Source organism: Fructilactobacillus sanfranciscensis DSM 20451 (genome assembly GCF_001436035.1).
GTDB lineage: Bacteria > Bacillota > Bacilli > Lactobacillales > Lactobacillaceae > Fructilactobacillus > Fructilactobacillus sanfranciscensis.
This window is the reverse complement of record NZ_AYYM01000007.1, coordinates 13,958-28,340: the sequence shown is the minus strand read 5'-3', so window position 1 is coordinate 28,340 and position 14,383 is coordinate 13,958. Positions and strand designations below refer to the sequence as shown.

The window sequence follows — 14,383 nt, the reverse complement described above, 5'->3', positions numbered from 1 at the left end:
CCTCCTTCTTAATTATTATTTCTTGGTTCTCTTACCTTTACGAGTACGAGCATTGTTTTTAGTGTGTTGACCTCTAAGAGGTAATCCACGACGATGTCTCATTCCACGGTATGAACCGATTTCTGATAATCTCTTGATGTCCATGCTTACTTTACGACGCAAGTCTCCTTCGATAACAAAGTTATCAAGGGCTTCTCTAATCTTATCTTGTTGATCAGGAGTTAAGTCTTGAGTACGTACATCTTCTGAAACACCAGCTTGTTCAAGAACCTTTTTTGAAGTTGCTTCACCAACACCATAGATGTAAGTTAAAGCAATAATCACACGCTTGTTACGTGGTAAATCCACTCCGGCGATACGAGCCATTTAGTCCACCTCCTGTTTAATTACTTACCTTGTCTTTGTTTGTGTTTAGGGTTTGCAGAGCAAATTACCATAACACGACCTTTTCTTTTGATAATTTTACATTGTTCACACATTTTTTTTACTGATGGTCTTACTTTCATCTTATTAAACCTCCTAATAAAGGGAAATTACTTAAACCGATAAGTAATTCTACCCTTAGTTAAATCATATGGTGACATTTCAACAGTTACACGGTCTCCTGGAAGTATCTTAATGTAATGCATTCTAATTTTACCAGAAACATGTGCTAAAATAGCATGACCGTTTTCTAGTTCTACTTTAAACATCGCATTAGGTAAGGTTTCAGTAATCTTTCCTTCTACTTCAATTACATTATCTTTAGACAAAACAATCCTCCAAAATCATGATTAATTCAATTCGTATCCAATAACACTATCAATCTTCAATATAGCATATCATTGCCTTATCGACAATTAAGAAGACCTTAGTTTAAATTGGTAAGAATCTTATTAATGTCTTTAGTAACATCTGCAATGTCTTGATCACCATTCACTGTATGCAATAAGTTTAATTTCTTATAAAAATCAATCAATGGAGTATTCATTTTCATGTTTACTTTTAATCGATTTTTAACAGTTTCAGGTTCATCATCGCTCCGTTGATAAAATACATGTCCACCACAAACATCACACGTACCTTCAACTTTAGGTTTTTTGTACAATTTATGATAAGTAGCACCACAGTTTTTACAAATGAACCGACCAGATAAACGAGCAACCAATACTTCAGGATCAACATCAATGTTAATCACAGCGTCAAGTTTCTTACCTAATTTATCAGTCATTTTCTCTAATTGTTTGGCTTGTTCCAAAGTTCTTGGAAAACCATCTAAGAGATAACCGTTCTTGGTATCATCTTGTTCTAATCGTTCTTCAACAATTTTACAAGTAACATCGTCAGGAACAAGTTCACCTTTATCAATATATTTTTGAGCTTCGACACCCATTGGAGTCTTGTTCTTCATTGCTGCTCTGAAAATATCACCAGTAGAGATATGAGGAATATTGTATTTTTCAACAATATCTTCAGCCTGAGTACCTTTACCAGCACCGGGAAGACCCATTAATAATAAATTCATTGACATACTATTTATCTCCCTTATCATCTTTTGGATCATCTTGAATGAATCCAACATATTCTTGTCTCATAGTTAAACCTTTAATTTGATTCATGGTTTCAATTGCAACCCCAACGATAATAAGGAGGTTAGTACCACCTAAACCGATTGAGCTGTTAAGATTCCAAACATTTTGTGCAACCAAAGGAATTAATGAAACAATTCCCAGGAATAATGCCCCAACTGTACTTAATCTCATCAAAAGATGTGAAACAAAAAGTTGTGTTGATTTTCCAGGCCATACTCCAGGAATATAACTTCCTTGTTTTTGTAAGTTTTCTGATAACTTTTCAGGGTTAACTTGAACGAACGCATAAAAGAAAGTAAAGACAATAATCAAAAGTGTATAAAATGTAGCTCCCATTGGGGTTTGCATATTAAACAATTCTGACATTAATTTAAACCAACCTTTACTTCCGTCGTTCTTAGTAAAGAACATCAAGATAGTCTGTGGGGTTGAAATAAATGCACTAGCAAAGATAACTGGGATAACTCCAGCAACGTTAACCTTCAAAGGAAGGTAACTGCTTTTAGCAGAACCGGTAGCTCTACGAGTATATTGAATTGGAATTCGACGTTCAGCTTGTTGAACCCATGTAACGAAAGTAACAATTACTAACATTGCAATGATTAGTCCAACAACGAACAAAGCTGGTTGCCACAAATCACTAGTTGGTGTTCCTTGGATATATTGTCTATAAAGACCTTCAAATCCGGTAGGAATATTAGCAACAATTCCAGCAAAAATGATCATTGAAACTCCTTGACCAATTCCTTTATCAGTAATCATGTCACCCATCCAAGTGGTTAACATTGTTCCTGCAGTAAGAATTAATCCAATGCTAGCATATGTAGCAATTCCAGGATTTTCAACTAAGTGTAAACTACTTAAAGCATTAAAACCAGCGGTAATACCAACAGATTGAGCGAATGCTAAAACAATCGTTAATCTACGAGTAACTTTGTCTAACTTAAGTCTACCAACTTCACCTTGTTTTCCCCATTCAACAAACTTTGGAACAATATCCATTTGCAATAATTGGACCACAATTTGTGCAGTAATATAGGGAGAAACACCCATGGCAAAAATTGAATAGTTAGTTAGGCCACCACCACTAAAGATGTTTAAAACATTAACTAACCCAGAAGAAGCTACTTCTTGAAGAGCTTTAGCATCAACACCAGGAACAGTAATATAAGCTCCTAAACGGAAAATTGCTAATACCAACAGCGTAAAAAGAATCTTTTTACGAATGTTTTTATCTTCAAATGCACTTTTTAAGGTTGATAACATTAGATCACCTCTGCTTTACCACCAGCATCTTCAATAGCTTTTTTTGCACTTTCAGAAAATCTGTTAGCTAAAACAGTAAGTTTCTTTTCAAGTTTACCTTCACCAAGAACCTTAACACCATCTTTAACATTTTTGATGATGCCAGCTTCAATCAACAATTCTGGTGTAACTTCTACACCATTATCGAATACGTTAAGTTCTTCAACGTTAACAATTACGATATCTTTACGGTTGATATTAGTAAATCCACGCTTAGGAATACGACGGTACAATGGCATTTGTCCACCTTCAAAACCTAAACGAGTCTTTCCACGAGCTTTTTGACCTTTTTGCCCACGACCAGAAGTTTTACCTTTACTTGAACGACCGCGTCCTTTTCTTGTTCTTTCTGAACGAGAACCTTCAGCGTATTTTAATTCGTTTAACTTCATTGAATTGCACCTCCTCTTACTTTAAAATAATTAATCTTTAACTTGTTCAACCTTAATTAAATGAGCAATTTTGAATAATGCTCCACGAGTTGCTGCAGTGTCAGGTCTTACAACGCTACTGTTAATACGTCCTAAACCTAAAGCTTCCACAATCTTACGTTGTTTTGGAAGACGATGAGCAGCACTATGAATCAAAGTGATTTTTAATTGAGCCATCTGTAAATCCTCCTATTCAGCTAAATGATCAACAGAAACACCACGAAGTTCTGAAACTTCATTAGCGTTCTTAAGTCCTTTAAGACCTTCGAAAGTTGCACGGATAACGTTGATCTTAGTATCTGAACCAAGACGTTTACTAGTAACATCGTTAATACCTGCTAATTCCATAACGGAACGAACGGCACCACCGGCTGCAACTCCAGAACCTTCTTCGGCTGGTTTCAACATAATTTTTCCACCGCCGTATACACCAACGATTTCGTGAGGAATAGTAGTTCCCACAATTGGAACCTCAATCAAGTTCTTTTTGGCAGCTTCAACAGCTTTACGGATTGCTTCAGGAACTTCTTGAGCTTTACCTGTACCGAAACCAACGTGACCATTCTTGTCACCAACAACTGCTAAAGCAGCGAAACGTAATCTACGTCCACCTTTAACAACCTTAGTGATTCGGTTAATGGCAACAACGTTATCTTCTAAATCCAATTTATTTGGATCAATATACTTAGCCATGTGATTTATTCCTCCTTTTTATTAAAATTCAAGTCCATTTTCACGGGCAGCGTCTGCAAGAGCAGCTACACGTCCATGGTATAAGTAACCACCACGGTCAAAAACGACATGTTTAATGTTTTTTGCAAGAGCACGTTCAGCAACTAACTTACCAACGCCTTGGGCTTGTTCAGTTTTGTTACCTTCAGTAACTTCTTTATCGAGAGTTGAGGCACTAGCTAGCGTTACACCCGCTACGTCATCAATAACTTGAGCGTAGATGTTTTTGTTAGAACGGTATACGTCTAAACGTGGGCACTCAGCAGTACCAGCAATTTTATTACGAACACGTTTGTGTCGAATGACACGTGTTTTATTTTTGCTTGGTTTTGTAATCAAAATAGTCACCTCTATATTATTGTTTATTTAAATAAGCTTATTTACCAGTCTTACCTTCACGAAGAGTAATGTGTTCGTTTTCGTAACGAATACCTTTACCTTTGTAAGGTTCTGGTGAACGAATTTCACGTACTTTTGCAGCAAAATCTCCAACATGTTGCTTGTTAATTCCAGCAATTTCGATAGTTGTGTTGTCAGGAACTTTAACATCGATATCTTCAGGAACTTTAACATCAACAGGATTTGAGTAACCAACGTTAAGAATCAAATCTGATCCTTTAAGTTGAGTACGGTAACCAACACCGACTAATTTCAAAGTCTTGTTGAATCCTTTTTCTACCCCTTCAATCATGTTAGCAAGGTTAGCACGTTGTGTACCATGTAAAGCACACATTTTGTTGTCGTACTTACCAGTTGGTTCGAAGTTGATTTCGTTACCGTTAACGTTCATTGCAACATCAGGTGAGAAAGTTTCTGATAATTCACCTTTAGGACCTTTAACAGTAATTACATCTTCATCACGTGTAACAGTTACACCTTCAGGAATTACAATTGTTTTATAACCAATTCTACTCATGTGTTAGACACCTCCATCTCTTAATTATTTTTTACCAAACGTATGCTAATACTTCTCCACCGACTTTTTGAGCACGGGCTTCTTTGTCAGTAATAACACCATTTGAAGTTGAGATGATCGCAATACCTAAACCATTAAGTACCTTAGGAACATCATCAGATTTAACGTATGAACGTAATCCAGGTTTTGAAATTCTCTTCAAACCTGAGATTACACGTTGATTGTCTTTACCATATTTAAGGTAAACACGGATAACACCTTGGTTATCGTCTTCAATATATTCAACACGACTTACGAAACCTTCACGTTTTAAGATTTCAGCCATGTTGCGTTTAATTTTTGATGCAGGAATATCTACAGAATTGTGACGAACCATGTTCGCATTACGAATTCTAGTTAGAAAATCTGCAATTGGATCTGTCATAGCCATGAACGTACAACCTCCTTTTAAGTTTGTTTATTCTACCAACTAGCTTTTTTCATACCAGGAATTTGACCCTTGTGGGCAAGTTGTCTTAAACAAATTCGGCATAAGTGGAATTTTTGGTAAACCGCACGAGGTCTACCACAATGTTCGCAACGAGTGTAAGCTTGTACAGCGAACTTAGCTGGACGTTTGCTTTTTGCAACTAATGATTTTTTAGCCAATGTAAAACCTCCTATTTAGCGAATGGCATACCAAATTGACGTAACAATTCGTGTCCTTCTTCGTCAGTATTAGCAGTTGTAACAAGTACGATATCTAAACCTCTAACACGGTTAACATCATCGTAACTGATTTCTGGGAAAATTAATTGTTCCTTGATACCTAATGTGTAGTTTCCACGACCATCGAATGAACGACTTGGAACACCATGGAAATCACGAACACGTGGTAATGAAACGTTAATTAATTTGTCCAAAAAGTCATACATTTTGTCACCTCTAAGAGTGACTTTGGCACCAATTGGCATACCTTCACGTAAACGGAAAGTAGCAATTGATTTTTTAGCTTTTGTAACAAGTGGCTTTTGACCAGAAATTAGGGTCAATTCGTTAACAGCCTCGTCTAAATTTTTAGAGTTTGTTACAGCATCACCAACACCCATATTCAAAACAATTTTTTCAAGTTTTGGTCCTTGCATAATTGATGAATAGTTGAATTTTTCAACTAGTGCTGGGAGAATTTCTTTCTTATATCTTTCTTCTAAGCGAGTAGACATGCGAGTAATTTCCTCCTTTCACTAACAATCTTAATCGATTGCTTTATGTGATTTCTTTGAAATACGAACTTTTTTACCATCTTTAACTTCGAAACTTACTCTAGTAGGTTCGTTAGTAGATGGGTCGATTAGCATTACGTTTGATGCATTGATTGGGGCTTCAACATCAGCAATTCCACCTTGTGGGTTTGCTTGAGAAGCCTTTTGGTGTTTCTTAACTTTGTTGATTCCTTCAACAACTACGCGATTGTCAGCAGCAATGGTTTTGATGATTTGACCATCTTTACCCTTGTCTTTACCAGCAATAACACGAACTTTGTCACCAGTCTTTAAGAACATTAATCTGGCACCTCCTTGATTTTGCTTCTTAGTATTAAAGTACTTCAGGTGCTAATGAAACGATCTTCATGAAATTATTACTACGTAATTCACGAGCAACCGGACCAAAAATACGAGTACCTTTAGGACTCTTATCATCATTAATTAAAACAGCAGCGTTTTCGTCGAAACGAATGTATGAACCGTCAGTTCTACGTTCAGCTGATCTAGTTCTTACAATAACAGCCTTAACAACGTCACCCTTTTTGACAACGCCACCTGGTGTTGCTTGTTTAACAGTAGCAACAATAGTATCACCAACGCCAGCGTAACGAACTCTTGAACCACCTAAAACTTTAATAGTTAATAATTCACGAGCACCTGAGTTGTCGGCAACTTTTAAACGACTTTCTTGTTGGATCATCGCAAGTGTCCTCCCTTCGATTTAAAAATCATAATACGATAAAAACGATACAAGCTAGATAATAACGGCTTTTTCAACAACATCTAGAAGACGGAAGTGAACAGTCTTTGATAATGGTCTAGTTTCCATGATTTCAACGATATCGTTAACTTTAGCAACGCCATCTTCATCACGAACCTTGTATTTCTTAGTATATTTAATACGCTTGCCATAAGTAGGATGTGTTTTAGTAGTTTCAACGGCAACTGTAATAGTTTTATCCATCTTGTCAGAAACAACACGACCTCTATATGTTTTACGTTCATTACGTTCTACGCTCATATAAATAAACCCTCCTTTTTATCGTATTTTATTTATTTAATTCTTTTTGTCTTAATGCAGTTTTGATCCGTGCAATTGTTTTGCGAACAGTTCTCAATCTTGCAGTATTTTCTAATTGACCAGTGGCTAATTGGAAACGAAGATTAAACAATTCTTTCTTGTAATCTTGTTCTTTAGCACGCATTTCATCAGTGGTTAATTGAGCAATTTCTTTAGCCTTCATTTGATTCGCCACCTACTTCCTCACGTTTAATAATTCTAGTACGAACAGGCAACTTACTTGAAGCTAAAGTCAAAGCCTTGACAGCAGTAGCTTCATCAACGCCGGCAACTTCGAAAAGTACCTTATCACGTTTTACGGCTGCTACCCATCCAGCTGGACTACCTTTACCTTTACCCATTCGAACACCAATACCTTTTTCAGTATATGATTTTTGAGGGAAGATTTTAATCCAAACTTTTCCACCACGTTTCATACAACGGGTGATGGCAACACGACAAGCTTCAATTTGTCTGTTAGTGATCCAATGTGAATCAATGGCTTGTAAGCCATATTCACCGAAAGCAACTGAGTTTCCACCTTTTGAGTGTCCACGTAGTTTACCACGGAATTCACGACGATGCTTAACACGTTTAGGTACAAGCATGTTTATTTACCTCCTTTACGGTTATCCAAAGGCTTTCCAGGTAAAACTTCACCACGGTTAATCCATGTTTTAACACCGATTGCACCGTAAGTAGTGTGTGCTTCATTCCATGAGTAGTTGATATCAGCTCTCAATGTATGAAGTGGAACACGACCTTCAGAGTAACTTTCGATACGAGCCATATCAGCACCGTTTAAACGACCGGCTGATTGAGTTTTAACACCATCAGCACCTGAACGCATAACTTGCTTCATGGCTTGACGCATAGCACGACGGAAAGCAACACGACCTTCAAGTTGTTTAGCAATGTTTTCACCAACTAAATCAGCTTCTAAGTCAGGTTTCTTAACTTCAATAATGTTAATGTGAACACGACGTCCAGTTAACTTGTTTAATTCATTACGTAAACTTTCAACTTCTGATCCACCCTTACCAATAACCATACCAGGTTTTGCAGTGTGGATAGAAATGTTTACACGTTTGGCAGCACGTTCAATTTCAACTTCTGAAACTGAAGCATCAGCAAGACGTTTAGCAAGGTAGTCACGAATCTTCAAATCTTCATTTAAATATGAAGCAAATTTATCATCGTTAGCATACCATTGAGCTTGCCAACCACGGTTAACACCGATACGGAAACCATTAGGGTTAATTTTTTGACCCATGCTCTATCCCTCCTTTTTTTCTGATACTACAATTGTAATGTGACTTGTACGTTTGTTGATTGGTGAAGCAGAACCTTTAGCACGAGGACGGAACCGTTTTAAAGTTGGTCCTTCGTCGGCGAATGCTTCAGCAACAACAAGGTCTTGACCATCAAGATCAAAATTGTTTTCTGCATTTGCTACAGCTGATTTTAAAACTTTTCCAACTACTGGAGATGCACCACGAGGGGTGAATTCAAGAATTGAAGCAGCTTCTGCAACGTTTTTACCTCTAATAAGATCTAAAACAAGACGGACCTTACGGGGGGCAATACGAACAGTCTTAGCAATAGCTTTTGCTGATGTAACTTGTTCAGCCATTTTGTATCCTCCTTGTTATCCTGTAATCTTGTCTTTTCCACCTACATTACCATGACCATGGAATGTACGTGTTGGAACGAATTCTCCAAGCTTGTGTCCTACCATGTCTTCTTGAATGAAAACTGGGACATGAGTTCTACCATTGTACACTGAGATAGTGTAACCAATGAAGCTAGGGAAAATAGTTGAGCGACGAGACCAAGTTTTAATAACAGTTTTCTTTTCTTGGTCTTTTTGGGCATCGATTTTCTTTAATAAAGATTGATCAGCGAATGGTCCCTTTTTCAAACTACGACTCATTATAAAACCTCCTCTTCAAGTCTGATTATCTGGATGTAACTAAATTACATCTTTGAACCCTTACGACGACGAACAATAAATTTGTTTGAACGAGCAGTCTTAGAACGGGTCTTCTTACCAACAGTCTTCTTGTGCCAAGGTGACAAAGGAGATGGGTAACCGACTGGAGCTTTACCTTCACCACCACCATGAGGGTGATCGTTAGGGTTCATAACTGATCCACGTACGTGAGGTCTTTGACCACGATAACGAGTACGACCAGCTTTACCCCAGTTAATAAGTGAATGTTCTTCGTTTCCAACAGTACCGATTGTGGCACGACAAACAGAAAGAACCATTCTTACTTCACCAGAAGGTAATCTAACAAGTGAGTACTTACCGTTTCCTTCATTACTCAACAATTGAGCTGAATTACCAGCAGAACGAGCAAGTTGTCCACCCTTACCTGGTTTCAATTCGATGTTATGAATAGTTGATCCAACGGGAATATCTTTAAGTTCAAGTGTATTACCTGGTTTAATATCAGCATTAGCACCAGATTCAACAACATCTCCAACTTTTAATCCTTTAGGAGCAAGGATGTATGATTTAATTCCGTCAGCATAAACAACTAATGCGATGTTTGCAGTACGGTTTGGATCATATTCGATTGTTTTAACTGTTGCTTTAATACCATCATGGTTACGCTTGAAATCAATAACACGGTATAAGTGTTTGTTTCCACCACCACGATGACGAACAGTCATACGACCTGAGTTGTTACGACCAGCTTTTTTAGCATTAGCTTTCACTAAGCTTTTTTCTGGCTTATTAGTAGTAATATTACTGTAATCAATACTAGTCATATTACGGCGACCATTAGTCGTTGGTTTGTATTTCTTTAAAGCCACGTTGTTTTCCTCCTATCTTAATAGATTATTCTTCAGAGAATAACTTAATTTCGTCTGAATCATTTGATAAAGTAACGATTGCCTTACGACGTTTCTTAGTGAAACCAACGTAACGACCTTGGCGTTTTTCTTTACCTTTAACGTTCATGATGTTTACTTTAGCAACCTTAACGCCGAAAACTTCTTCTACAGCATTTTTAACTTGGTTTTTGTTTGCTCGTAAATCAACATCAAATGTATATTTTTTGTCGTCCATACGATCAGTTGAAGCTTCAGTGATTACTGGACGTAAAATGATATCTCGTGCTTCCATTATGCGAGCACCTCCTCTACTTGAGAAAGAGCAGCTTTGGTAATAACGACTTTTTTAGCATTTAATACATCAAGAGTGTTAACACCTTTTGCACTAATTACTTGAACGTTCGGAATGTTTTTAGCTGAACGAGCAACGTTATCGTTAATATCTTCCAAAACTACCAATGTCTTAGTAGCTGCATCAAGGTTTTTCAATAAGTTAGCGAATTCTTTTGTTTTTGGTGCATCAAAGTTAATTGAGTCAACAACAACAAAATTATCTTCGGAAACTTTTTCTGAAAGAACTGATTTAACAGCTAATCTAGTAACTTTTTTAGGAAGGTGGTAGCTATATGAACGAGATGTTGGTCCAAATACTACTCCACCACCAACCCATTGTGGTGAACGAATAGAACCTTGACGAGCACGACCTGTACCTTTTTGTCTCCATGGTTTTTTACCACCACCGGAAACTTGGCCTCTGCTCTTAACTCCATTAGTACCTTGACGTTGAGATGCACGTTGCATAACAACAGTGTCAAATACTACGTTTTCGTTTGGTTCAATACCGAAGATGTTTTCGTTAAGATCGATTGAACCATCTTTACTACCATCTTGTTTAAATAATGATACGCTTGTCATTTTGCGGTTCCTCCTTTCCTATTTTCTTGAATTGTGTACAGAAGTACGAATAGTAACTAATGTTTTATTTGCACCAGGTACATTACCTTTAATTAACAATACGTTGTTTTCAACGTCTGCTTTAACAATTTCAAGGTTTTGAATAGTAACAGTTTTGTTACCCATACGACCAGGTAACTTCATGCCTTTAACAACACGGTTGATAATAACACCAAGTGAACCTGGACGACGGTGATATCTAGAACCATGAGTTTCTGGTCCACGACTTTGATTATCTTTATGAACGTTACCTTGGTAACCATGACCTTTAGTGACACCAGTTACATCGACAGAGTCTCCAGTTTGGAAAATGTCAGCCTTAACTTCGTCTCCGACCTTGTATTCCTCTAAGTCGACATCGCTGATTTCACGAACGAAGCGCTTAGGGGTTGTGTTAGCTTTTTTGGCGTGACCTTGTTCAGGTTTATTACTTAAAACTTCACGTTTTTCATCAAAACCAAGTTGAATTGCTTCGTAACCATCTGTTTCGTTGTTTTTAACTTGTAAAACAACGTTAGGAGTTACATCAACAACAGTAACTGGTACTAATTCACCGTTTTCAGTAAAAACTTGAGTCATACCAACTTTTTTACCTAAGATTCCTTTTTTGATCATGAGTACACCTCCAATATTGTGTAATATTATAATTTGATTTCGATATCAACACCACTTGGTAAGTCTAATTTCATTAATGAATCAACAGTTTTAGGTGTTGGATTCAAAATATCGATTAAACGTTTGTGTGTTAACATTTCGAATTGTTCTTGTGCTTTGCTGTACTTGAATGGTGATGCAAGAACTGTATAAATAGTTCTTTCAGTTGGCAATGGAATTGGACCTGAAATAGTGGCACCAGTTCTTTGTGCAGTTGCAACAATCTTATCAGCAGCTTGATCTAAGCTACGGTGTTCGTAAGCTTTCAAGCGAATACGAATTTTTTCTTTTGCCATGTTTTTCCCTCCCTCGTCTATTTTCTTGTAAGACTAACTCCGTAAAAGTTACCGGACACACCTTGCCATGGCAAAGCGGCCGGGTGTGCCGCAATCTTCTACATCATCGCTTATTGTATCAATTTCAGAGCACACTTTGCCCTTCTTATATAAGACACTACTATATCATACATGTAATTCGCTTGTGTTGCAAGGTTTTTAAGCTCTAAAACAAAAAAAGTTTTGTTAAATTTAATTAACAAAACTTTTTTATTTATTTAAAGAAAAGCAATTAAGCTTCTCCACCATTTTTCTTAATAATATCTTCTTGGATACTCTTAGGAACAGCAGTGTAATGGTCAAATGACATAACGAATGTTCCACGACCTTGAGTAGCAGAACGTAAGTCAGTTGCGTAACCAAACATTTCTGAAAGAGGAACCATAGCATGGATGTTTTGTGCATTATCTTGTGCTTCCATACCTTCAACGTTACCACGACGAGCAGTAACTTGTCCCATAACGTCTCCCATGTATTCTTCTGGAACACGAATATCAACTTTCATGATTGGTTCCAAGATAACTGGAGCAGCTTTCTTAGCAGCATTCTTCAAAGCGATTGATGCAGCAATCTTGAAGGCAGCTTCACTAGAATCGACATCATGATAACTACCATCATATAACTTAGCTTTAATATCAATTAATGGGAATCCGGCAAGAACACCATTTTCCATTGATTCTTTAAGACCTTGTTCTACTGAAGGGATAAATTCACGAGGAACAACCCCACCAACGATAGCATTTTCAAATTGGAAACCTGAACCTTCTTCACCAGGAGTGAATTCAATCCAAACATCACCATATTGACCTTTACCACCAGATTGACGAACAAATTTACCTTGAGCTTCAACTTGTTTAGTAAATGCTTCACGGTAAGCAACTTGTGGTTCACCAATTGTAGCATCAACACTAAATTCACGTCTCATACGTTCGATCAAAATATCAAGGTGAAGTTCACCCATTCCGGCCATAATAGTTTGCCCAGTTTCTGGGTTAGTTTGGGCACGGAATGTAGGATCTTCTTCAGAAAGTTTTTGAAGAGCAGTATTCATCTTGTTTTGGTCAGCTTTGGTCTTAGGTTCAACGGCAACTTCAATAACTGGTTCTGGGAATTCCATTGATTCAAGATGTAATGGGTGATCAACATCAGTAAGAGAATCACCAGTAGTGGTGTTCTTCAAACCAATTGCACCAGCAATATCACCAGAGAATACTTCAGGGATTTCTTGACGAGTGTTTGAGTGCATTTGAACTAAACGACCAACACGTTCACGTTTGTCTTTAGTAGCATTTAAAATGTATGAACCAGATTCAAGTGAACCACGGTAAACACGAATAAATGTTAAACGACCAACGAATGGGTCAGTTGCAACCTTAAATGCTAAAGCAGCAAATGGTGCTTTATCATCAGGTTTAACTGGTACTTGTTCTCCAGTTTCAGGATCAATTGCTTCGTAAGGACGAACGTCAAGTGGTGATGGGAGGTAATCAACAACCCCATCCATCAACATTTGAACACCCTTGTTTTTGAAAGCTGAACCAGCAAAAACAGGGAACATTTCAAGGTTGATGGTTGCTTTACGAATAGCAGCTTTTAATTCATCTTTAGTGATTTCTTCACCACTAAGATATTTGTCCATGATACCATCATTCAAATCAGCAACTGATTCAATTAAATTATCACGAGCTTCTTGTGCTTTTTCTTTGTAATCATCAGGAACATCAACAGTATCCCAGTTAGAACCTTCTTTATCTTCATCATAAATGTAAGCTTTCATTTCGATAAGATCGATTACACCGATGAAATCATTTTCGGCACCAACAGGAATTTGAACAGGAACTGCATTAGCACCTAAACGGTCGTGCATTGATTTAACAGAGAAATCAAAGTTAGCACCTAATTTATCCATTTTGTTGATAAAAACAATCCGAGGAACATCAAAATCAGATGATTGACGCCAAACAGTTTCTGTTTGAGGTTCAACACCAGCTTGTCCATCAAGAACAGCAACTGCTCCATCAAGAACTCGAAGTGAACGTTCTACTTCAACAGTAAAATCAACGTGTCCTGGGGTATCGATGATGTTAACACGGTAACCTTTCCATTCAGCTGTAGTAGCAGCTGATGTAATGGTAATTCCACGTTCTTTTTCTTCATCCATCCAGTCCATTTGTGATGCACCATCATGGGTTTCACCAATTTTATGAACTTTACCAGTATAGTAAAGCACACGTTCAGTAGTTGTTGTTTTACCGGCATCGATATGGGCAACAATCCCAATGTTACGTGTTTTGTCTAACGGGAATTCACGTTTGTTAGCCATTATTAACTCCTTTT

General features: G+C 37.4%; 27 protein-coding genes. All 27 read right to left on the bottom strand.

Translation table 11 applies throughout. The features are described 5' to 3' along the window. Nucleotides 1-15: 15 nt before the first annotated feature. The gene (gene rpsM, locus FD36_RS03190) at nucleotides 16-366 is read right to left on the bottom strand and encodes a 30S ribosomal protein S13 (RefSeq protein ID WP_014082354.1); all 351 of its coding nucleotides are present in this window, start codon (nucleotides 364-366) and stop codon (nucleotides 16-18) included. 20 nt (nucleotides 367-386) lie between these two features. Next, the gene (rpmJ, locus tag FD36_RS03185) at nucleotides 387-506 is read right to left on the bottom strand and encodes a 50S ribosomal protein L36 (RefSeq protein ID WP_014082355.1); all 120 of its coding nucleotides are present in this window, start codon (nucleotides 504-506) and stop codon (nucleotides 387-389) included. A 27-nt stretch (nucleotides 507-533) separates the two neighbouring features. After that, nucleotides 534-752: a translation initiation factor IF-1 gene (gene infA, locus FD36_RS03180; protein WP_014082356.1), complete on the bottom strand. Its 219-nt coding sequence runs from the start codon at nucleotides 750-752 to the stop codon at nucleotides 534-536. Between the two features lie 98 nt (nucleotides 753-850). Next, nucleotides 851-1,504 (bottom strand): adenylate kinase, encoded by a 654-nt coding sequence (locus FD36_RS03175; RefSeq protein ID WP_318530519.1) that lies wholly within the window; start codon nucleotides 1,502-1,504, stop codon nucleotides 851-853. 7 nt (nucleotides 1,505-1,511) lie between these two features. Next, nucleotides 1,512-2,837 (bottom strand): preprotein translocase subunit SecY, encoded by a 1,326-nt coding sequence (gene secY, locus FD36_RS03170; protein WP_056957914.1) that lies wholly within the window; start codon nucleotides 2,835-2,837, stop codon nucleotides 1,512-1,514. Beyond that, the gene (gene rplO / locus FD36_RS03165; protein WP_041817918.1) at nucleotides 2,837-3,268 is read right to left on the bottom strand and encodes a 50S ribosomal protein L15; all 432 of its coding nucleotides are present in this window, start codon (nucleotides 3,266-3,268) and stop codon (nucleotides 2,837-2,839) included. The genes secY and rplO overlap by 1 nt, the downstream gene beginning before the upstream one ends. Nucleotides 3,269-3,298: 30 nt before the next feature. After that, nucleotides 3,299-3,484, bottom strand: coding sequence for a 50S ribosomal protein L30 (gene rpmD, locus FD36_RS03160; protein ID WP_014082360.1), 186 nt, complete (start codon nucleotides 3,482-3,484; stop codon nucleotides 3,299-3,301). A gap of 12 nt (nucleotides 3,485-3,496) precedes the next feature. Beyond that, nucleotides 3,497-4,000: a 30S ribosomal protein S5 gene (gene rpsE / locus FD36_RS03155; protein ID WP_014082361.1), complete on the bottom strand. Its 504-nt coding sequence runs from the start codon at nucleotides 3,998-4,000 to the stop codon at nucleotides 3,497-3,499. A 21-nt stretch (nucleotides 4,001-4,021) separates the two neighbouring features. Next, the gene (rplR, locus tag FD36_RS03150) at nucleotides 4,022-4,378 is read right to left on the bottom strand and encodes a 50S ribosomal protein L18 (protein WP_041817919.1); all 357 of its coding nucleotides are present in this window, start codon (nucleotides 4,376-4,378) and stop codon (nucleotides 4,022-4,024) included. Between the two features lie 37 nt (nucleotides 4,379-4,415). Then, nucleotides 4,416-4,955 carry a 50S ribosomal protein L6 gene (rplF, locus tag FD36_RS03145; protein WP_056957912.1) on the bottom strand — a complete coding sequence of 180 codons (540 nt, stop codon included), beginning with the start codon at nucleotides 4,953-4,955 and terminating at the stop codon, nucleotides 4,416-4,418. Between the two features lie 31 nt (nucleotides 4,956-4,986). Then, nucleotides 4,987-5,385, bottom strand: coding sequence for a 30S ribosomal protein S8 (gene rpsH / locus FD36_RS03140; RefSeq protein WP_014082364.1), 399 nt, complete (start codon nucleotides 5,383-5,385; stop codon nucleotides 4,987-4,989). Nucleotides 5,386-5,417: 32 nt separating this feature from the next. Further along, nucleotides 5,418-5,603: a type Z 30S ribosomal protein S14 gene (locus FD36_RS03135; RefSeq protein ID WP_014082365.1), complete on the bottom strand. Its 186-nt coding sequence runs from the start codon at nucleotides 5,601-5,603 to the stop codon at nucleotides 5,418-5,420. Nucleotides 5,604-5,614: 11 nt separating this feature from the next. Next, on the bottom strand, nucleotides 5,615-6,157 hold the full coding sequence (gene rplE / locus FD36_RS03130) for a 50S ribosomal protein L5 (protein WP_014082366.1): 543 nt from the start codon (nucleotides 6,155-6,157) through the stop codon (nucleotides 5,615-5,617). A 30-nt stretch (nucleotides 6,158-6,187) separates the two neighbouring features. Beyond that, nucleotides 6,188-6,496: a 50S ribosomal protein L24 gene (rplX, locus tag FD36_RS03125; RefSeq protein WP_014082367.1), complete on the bottom strand. Its 309-nt coding sequence runs from the start codon at nucleotides 6,494-6,496 to the stop codon at nucleotides 6,188-6,190. Between the two features lie 34 nt (nucleotides 6,497-6,530). Beyond that, nucleotides 6,531-6,899 (bottom strand): 50S ribosomal protein L14, encoded by a 369-nt coding sequence (rplN, locus tag FD36_RS03120; protein WP_014082368.1) that lies wholly within the window; start codon nucleotides 6,897-6,899, stop codon nucleotides 6,531-6,533. Nucleotides 6,900-6,953: 54 nt separating this feature from the next. Then, the gene (gene rpsQ / locus FD36_RS03115; RefSeq protein WP_014082369.1) at nucleotides 6,954-7,220 is read right to left on the bottom strand and encodes a 30S ribosomal protein S17; all 267 of its coding nucleotides are present in this window, start codon (nucleotides 7,218-7,220) and stop codon (nucleotides 6,954-6,956) included. Nucleotides 7,221-7,248: 28 nt separating this feature from the next. After that, nucleotides 7,249-7,443: a 50S ribosomal protein L29 gene (gene rpmC / locus FD36_RS03110; RefSeq protein WP_014082370.1), complete on the bottom strand. Its 195-nt coding sequence runs from the start codon at nucleotides 7,441-7,443 to the stop codon at nucleotides 7,249-7,251. Then, the gene (gene rplP / locus FD36_RS03105; protein ID WP_014082371.1) at nucleotides 7,433-7,867 is read right to left on the bottom strand and encodes a 50S ribosomal protein L16; all 435 of its coding nucleotides are present in this window, start codon (nucleotides 7,865-7,867) and stop codon (nucleotides 7,433-7,435) included. Before rplP ends, rpmC begins: the two co-directional genes overlap by 11 nt. A 2-nt stretch (nucleotides 7,868-7,869) precedes the next feature. Then, nucleotides 7,870-8,532: a 30S ribosomal protein S3 gene (gene rpsC / locus FD36_RS03100; RefSeq protein WP_014082372.1), complete on the bottom strand. Its 663-nt coding sequence runs from the start codon at nucleotides 8,530-8,532 to the stop codon at nucleotides 7,870-7,872. 3 nt (nucleotides 8,533-8,535) lie between these two features. Next, nucleotides 8,536-8,892 carry a 50S ribosomal protein L22 gene (gene rplV, locus FD36_RS03095; protein WP_014082373.1) on the bottom strand — a complete coding sequence of 119 codons (357 nt, stop codon included), beginning with the start codon at nucleotides 8,890-8,892 and terminating at the stop codon, nucleotides 8,536-8,538. 15 nt (nucleotides 8,893-8,907) lie between these two features. Next, complete coding sequence (rpsS, locus tag FD36_RS03090) at nucleotides 8,908-9,192, bottom strand: 30S ribosomal protein S19 (protein ID WP_014082374.1); 285 nt, start codon at nucleotides 9,190-9,192, stop codon at nucleotides 8,908-8,910. A 44-nt stretch (nucleotides 9,193-9,236) separates the two neighbouring features. Continuing rightward, entirely contained in the window at nucleotides 9,237-10,082 is an 846-nt protein-coding gene (rplB, locus tag FD36_RS03085) for a 50S ribosomal protein L2 (protein WP_014082375.1), read from the bottom strand. A 25-nt stretch (nucleotides 10,083-10,107) separates the two neighbouring features. Next, a complete protein-coding gene (gene rplW / locus FD36_RS03080; RefSeq protein ID WP_014082376.1) occupies nucleotides 10,108-10,395 on the bottom strand; it encodes a 50S ribosomal protein L23 in 288 nt (95 codons plus the stop codon). After that, nucleotides 10,395-11,018: a 50S ribosomal protein L4 gene (gene rplD, locus FD36_RS03075; protein WP_014082377.1), complete on the bottom strand. Its 624-nt coding sequence runs from the start codon at nucleotides 11,016-11,018 to the stop codon at nucleotides 10,395-10,397. The genes rplW and rplD overlap by 1 nt, the downstream gene beginning before the upstream one ends. 18 nt (nucleotides 11,019-11,036) lie before the next feature. Next, nucleotides 11,037-11,669, bottom strand: a complete 633-nt coding sequence (gene rplC / locus FD36_RS03070; protein ID WP_014082378.1) for a 50S ribosomal protein L3 — start codon at nucleotides 11,667-11,669, stop codon at nucleotides 11,037-11,039. A 29-nt stretch (nucleotides 11,670-11,698) separates the two neighbouring features. Beyond that, nucleotides 11,699-12,007, bottom strand: coding sequence for a 30S ribosomal protein S10 (rpsJ, locus tag FD36_RS03065; RefSeq protein ID WP_041817923.1), 309 nt, complete (start codon nucleotides 12,005-12,007; stop codon nucleotides 11,699-11,701). Between the two features lie 271 nt (nucleotides 12,008-12,278). Next, on the bottom strand, nucleotides 12,279-14,369 hold the full coding sequence (gene fusA, locus FD36_RS03060; protein ID WP_014082380.1) for an elongation factor G: 2,091 nt from the start codon (nucleotides 14,367-14,369) through the stop codon (nucleotides 12,279-12,281). Nucleotides 14,370-14,383 lie beyond the last annotated feature (14 nt).

Excerpts from the sequence above, each read along its gene's own strand:
- rplP (WP_014082371.1), bottom strand. The coding sequence starts at position 7,867 with ATGCTTGTACCTAAACGTGTTAAGCATCGTCGTGAATTCCGTGGTAAA.
- rplW (WP_014082376.1), bottom strand. The coding sequence starts at position 10,395 with ATGGAAGCACGAGATATCATTTTACGTCCAGTAATCACTGAAGCTTCA.
- rpsQ (WP_014082369.1), bottom strand. The coding sequence starts at position 7,220 with ATGAGCGTAGAACGTAATGAACGTAAAACATATAGAGGTCGTGTTGTT.
- rpsM (WP_014082354.1), bottom strand. The coding sequence starts at position 366 with ATGGCTCGTATCGCCGGAGTGGATTTACCACGTAACAAGCGTGTGATT.
- rplE (WP_014082366.1), bottom strand. The coding sequence starts at position 6,157 with ATGTCTACTCGCTTAGAAGAAAGATATAAGAAAGAAATTCTCCCAGCA.
- rplO (WP_041817918.1), bottom strand. The coding sequence starts at position 3,268 with ATGAAGTTAAACGAATTAAAATACGCTGAAGGTTCTCGTTCAGAAAGA.
- rplF (WP_056957912.1), bottom strand. The coding sequence starts at position 4,955 with ATGAGTAGAATTGGTTATAAAACAATTGTAATTCCTGAAGGTGTAACT.
- fusA (WP_014082380.1), bottom strand. The coding sequence starts at position 14,369 with ATGGCTAACAAACGTGAATTCCCGTTAGACAAAACACGTAACATTGGG.
- secY (WP_056957914.1), bottom strand. The coding sequence starts at position 2,837 with ATGTTATCAACCTTAAAAAGTGCATTTGAAGATAAAAACATTCGTAAA.
- rpsH (WP_014082364.1), bottom strand. The coding sequence starts at position 5,385 with ATGGCTATGACAGATCCAATTGCAGATTTTCTAACTAGAATTCGTAAT.
- rplD (WP_014082377.1), bottom strand. The coding sequence starts at position 11,018 with ATGACAAGCGTATCATTATTTAAACAAGATGGTAGTAAAGATGGTTCA.
- rpsE (WP_014082361.1), bottom strand. The coding sequence starts at position 4,000 with ATGGCTAAGTATATTGATCCAAATAAATTGGATTTAGAAGATAACGTT.
- rplX (WP_014082367.1), bottom strand. The coding sequence starts at position 6,496 with ATGTTCTTAAAGACTGGTGACAAAGTTCGTGTTATTGCTGGTAAAGAC.
- rplV (WP_014082373.1), bottom strand. The coding sequence starts at position 8,892 with ATGGCTGAACAAGTTACATCAGCAAAAGCTATTGCTAAGACTGTTCGT.
- FD36_RS03175 (WP_318530519.1), bottom strand. The coding sequence starts at position 1,504 with ATGAATTTATTATTAATGGGTCTTCCCGGTGCTGGTAAAGGTACTCAG.
- rplN (WP_014082368.1), bottom strand. The coding sequence starts at position 6,899 with ATGATCCAACAAGAAAGTCGTTTAAAAGTTGCCGACAACTCAGGTGCT.
- rpsC (WP_014082372.1), bottom strand. The coding sequence starts at position 8,532 with ATGGGTCAAAAAATTAACCCTAATGGTTTCCGTATCGGTGTTAACCGT.
- rpsS (WP_014082374.1), bottom strand. The coding sequence starts at position 9,192 with ATGAGTCGTAGTTTGAAAAAGGGACCATTCGCTGATCAATCTTTATTA.
- rpmD (WP_014082360.1), bottom strand. The coding sequence starts at position 3,484 with ATGGCTCAATTAAAAATCACTTTGATTCATAGTGCTGCTCATCGTCTT.
- rpmJ (WP_014082355.1), bottom strand. The coding sequence starts at position 506 with ATGAAAGTAAGACCATCAGTAAAAAAAATGTGTGAACAATGTAAAATT.
- rpsJ (WP_041817923.1), bottom strand. The coding sequence starts at position 12,007 with ATGGCAAAAGAAAAAATTCGTATTCGCTTGAAAGCTTACGAACACCGT.
- rpmC (WP_014082370.1), bottom strand. The coding sequence starts at position 7,443 with ATGAAGGCTAAAGAAATTGCTCAATTAACCACTGATGAAATGCGTGCT.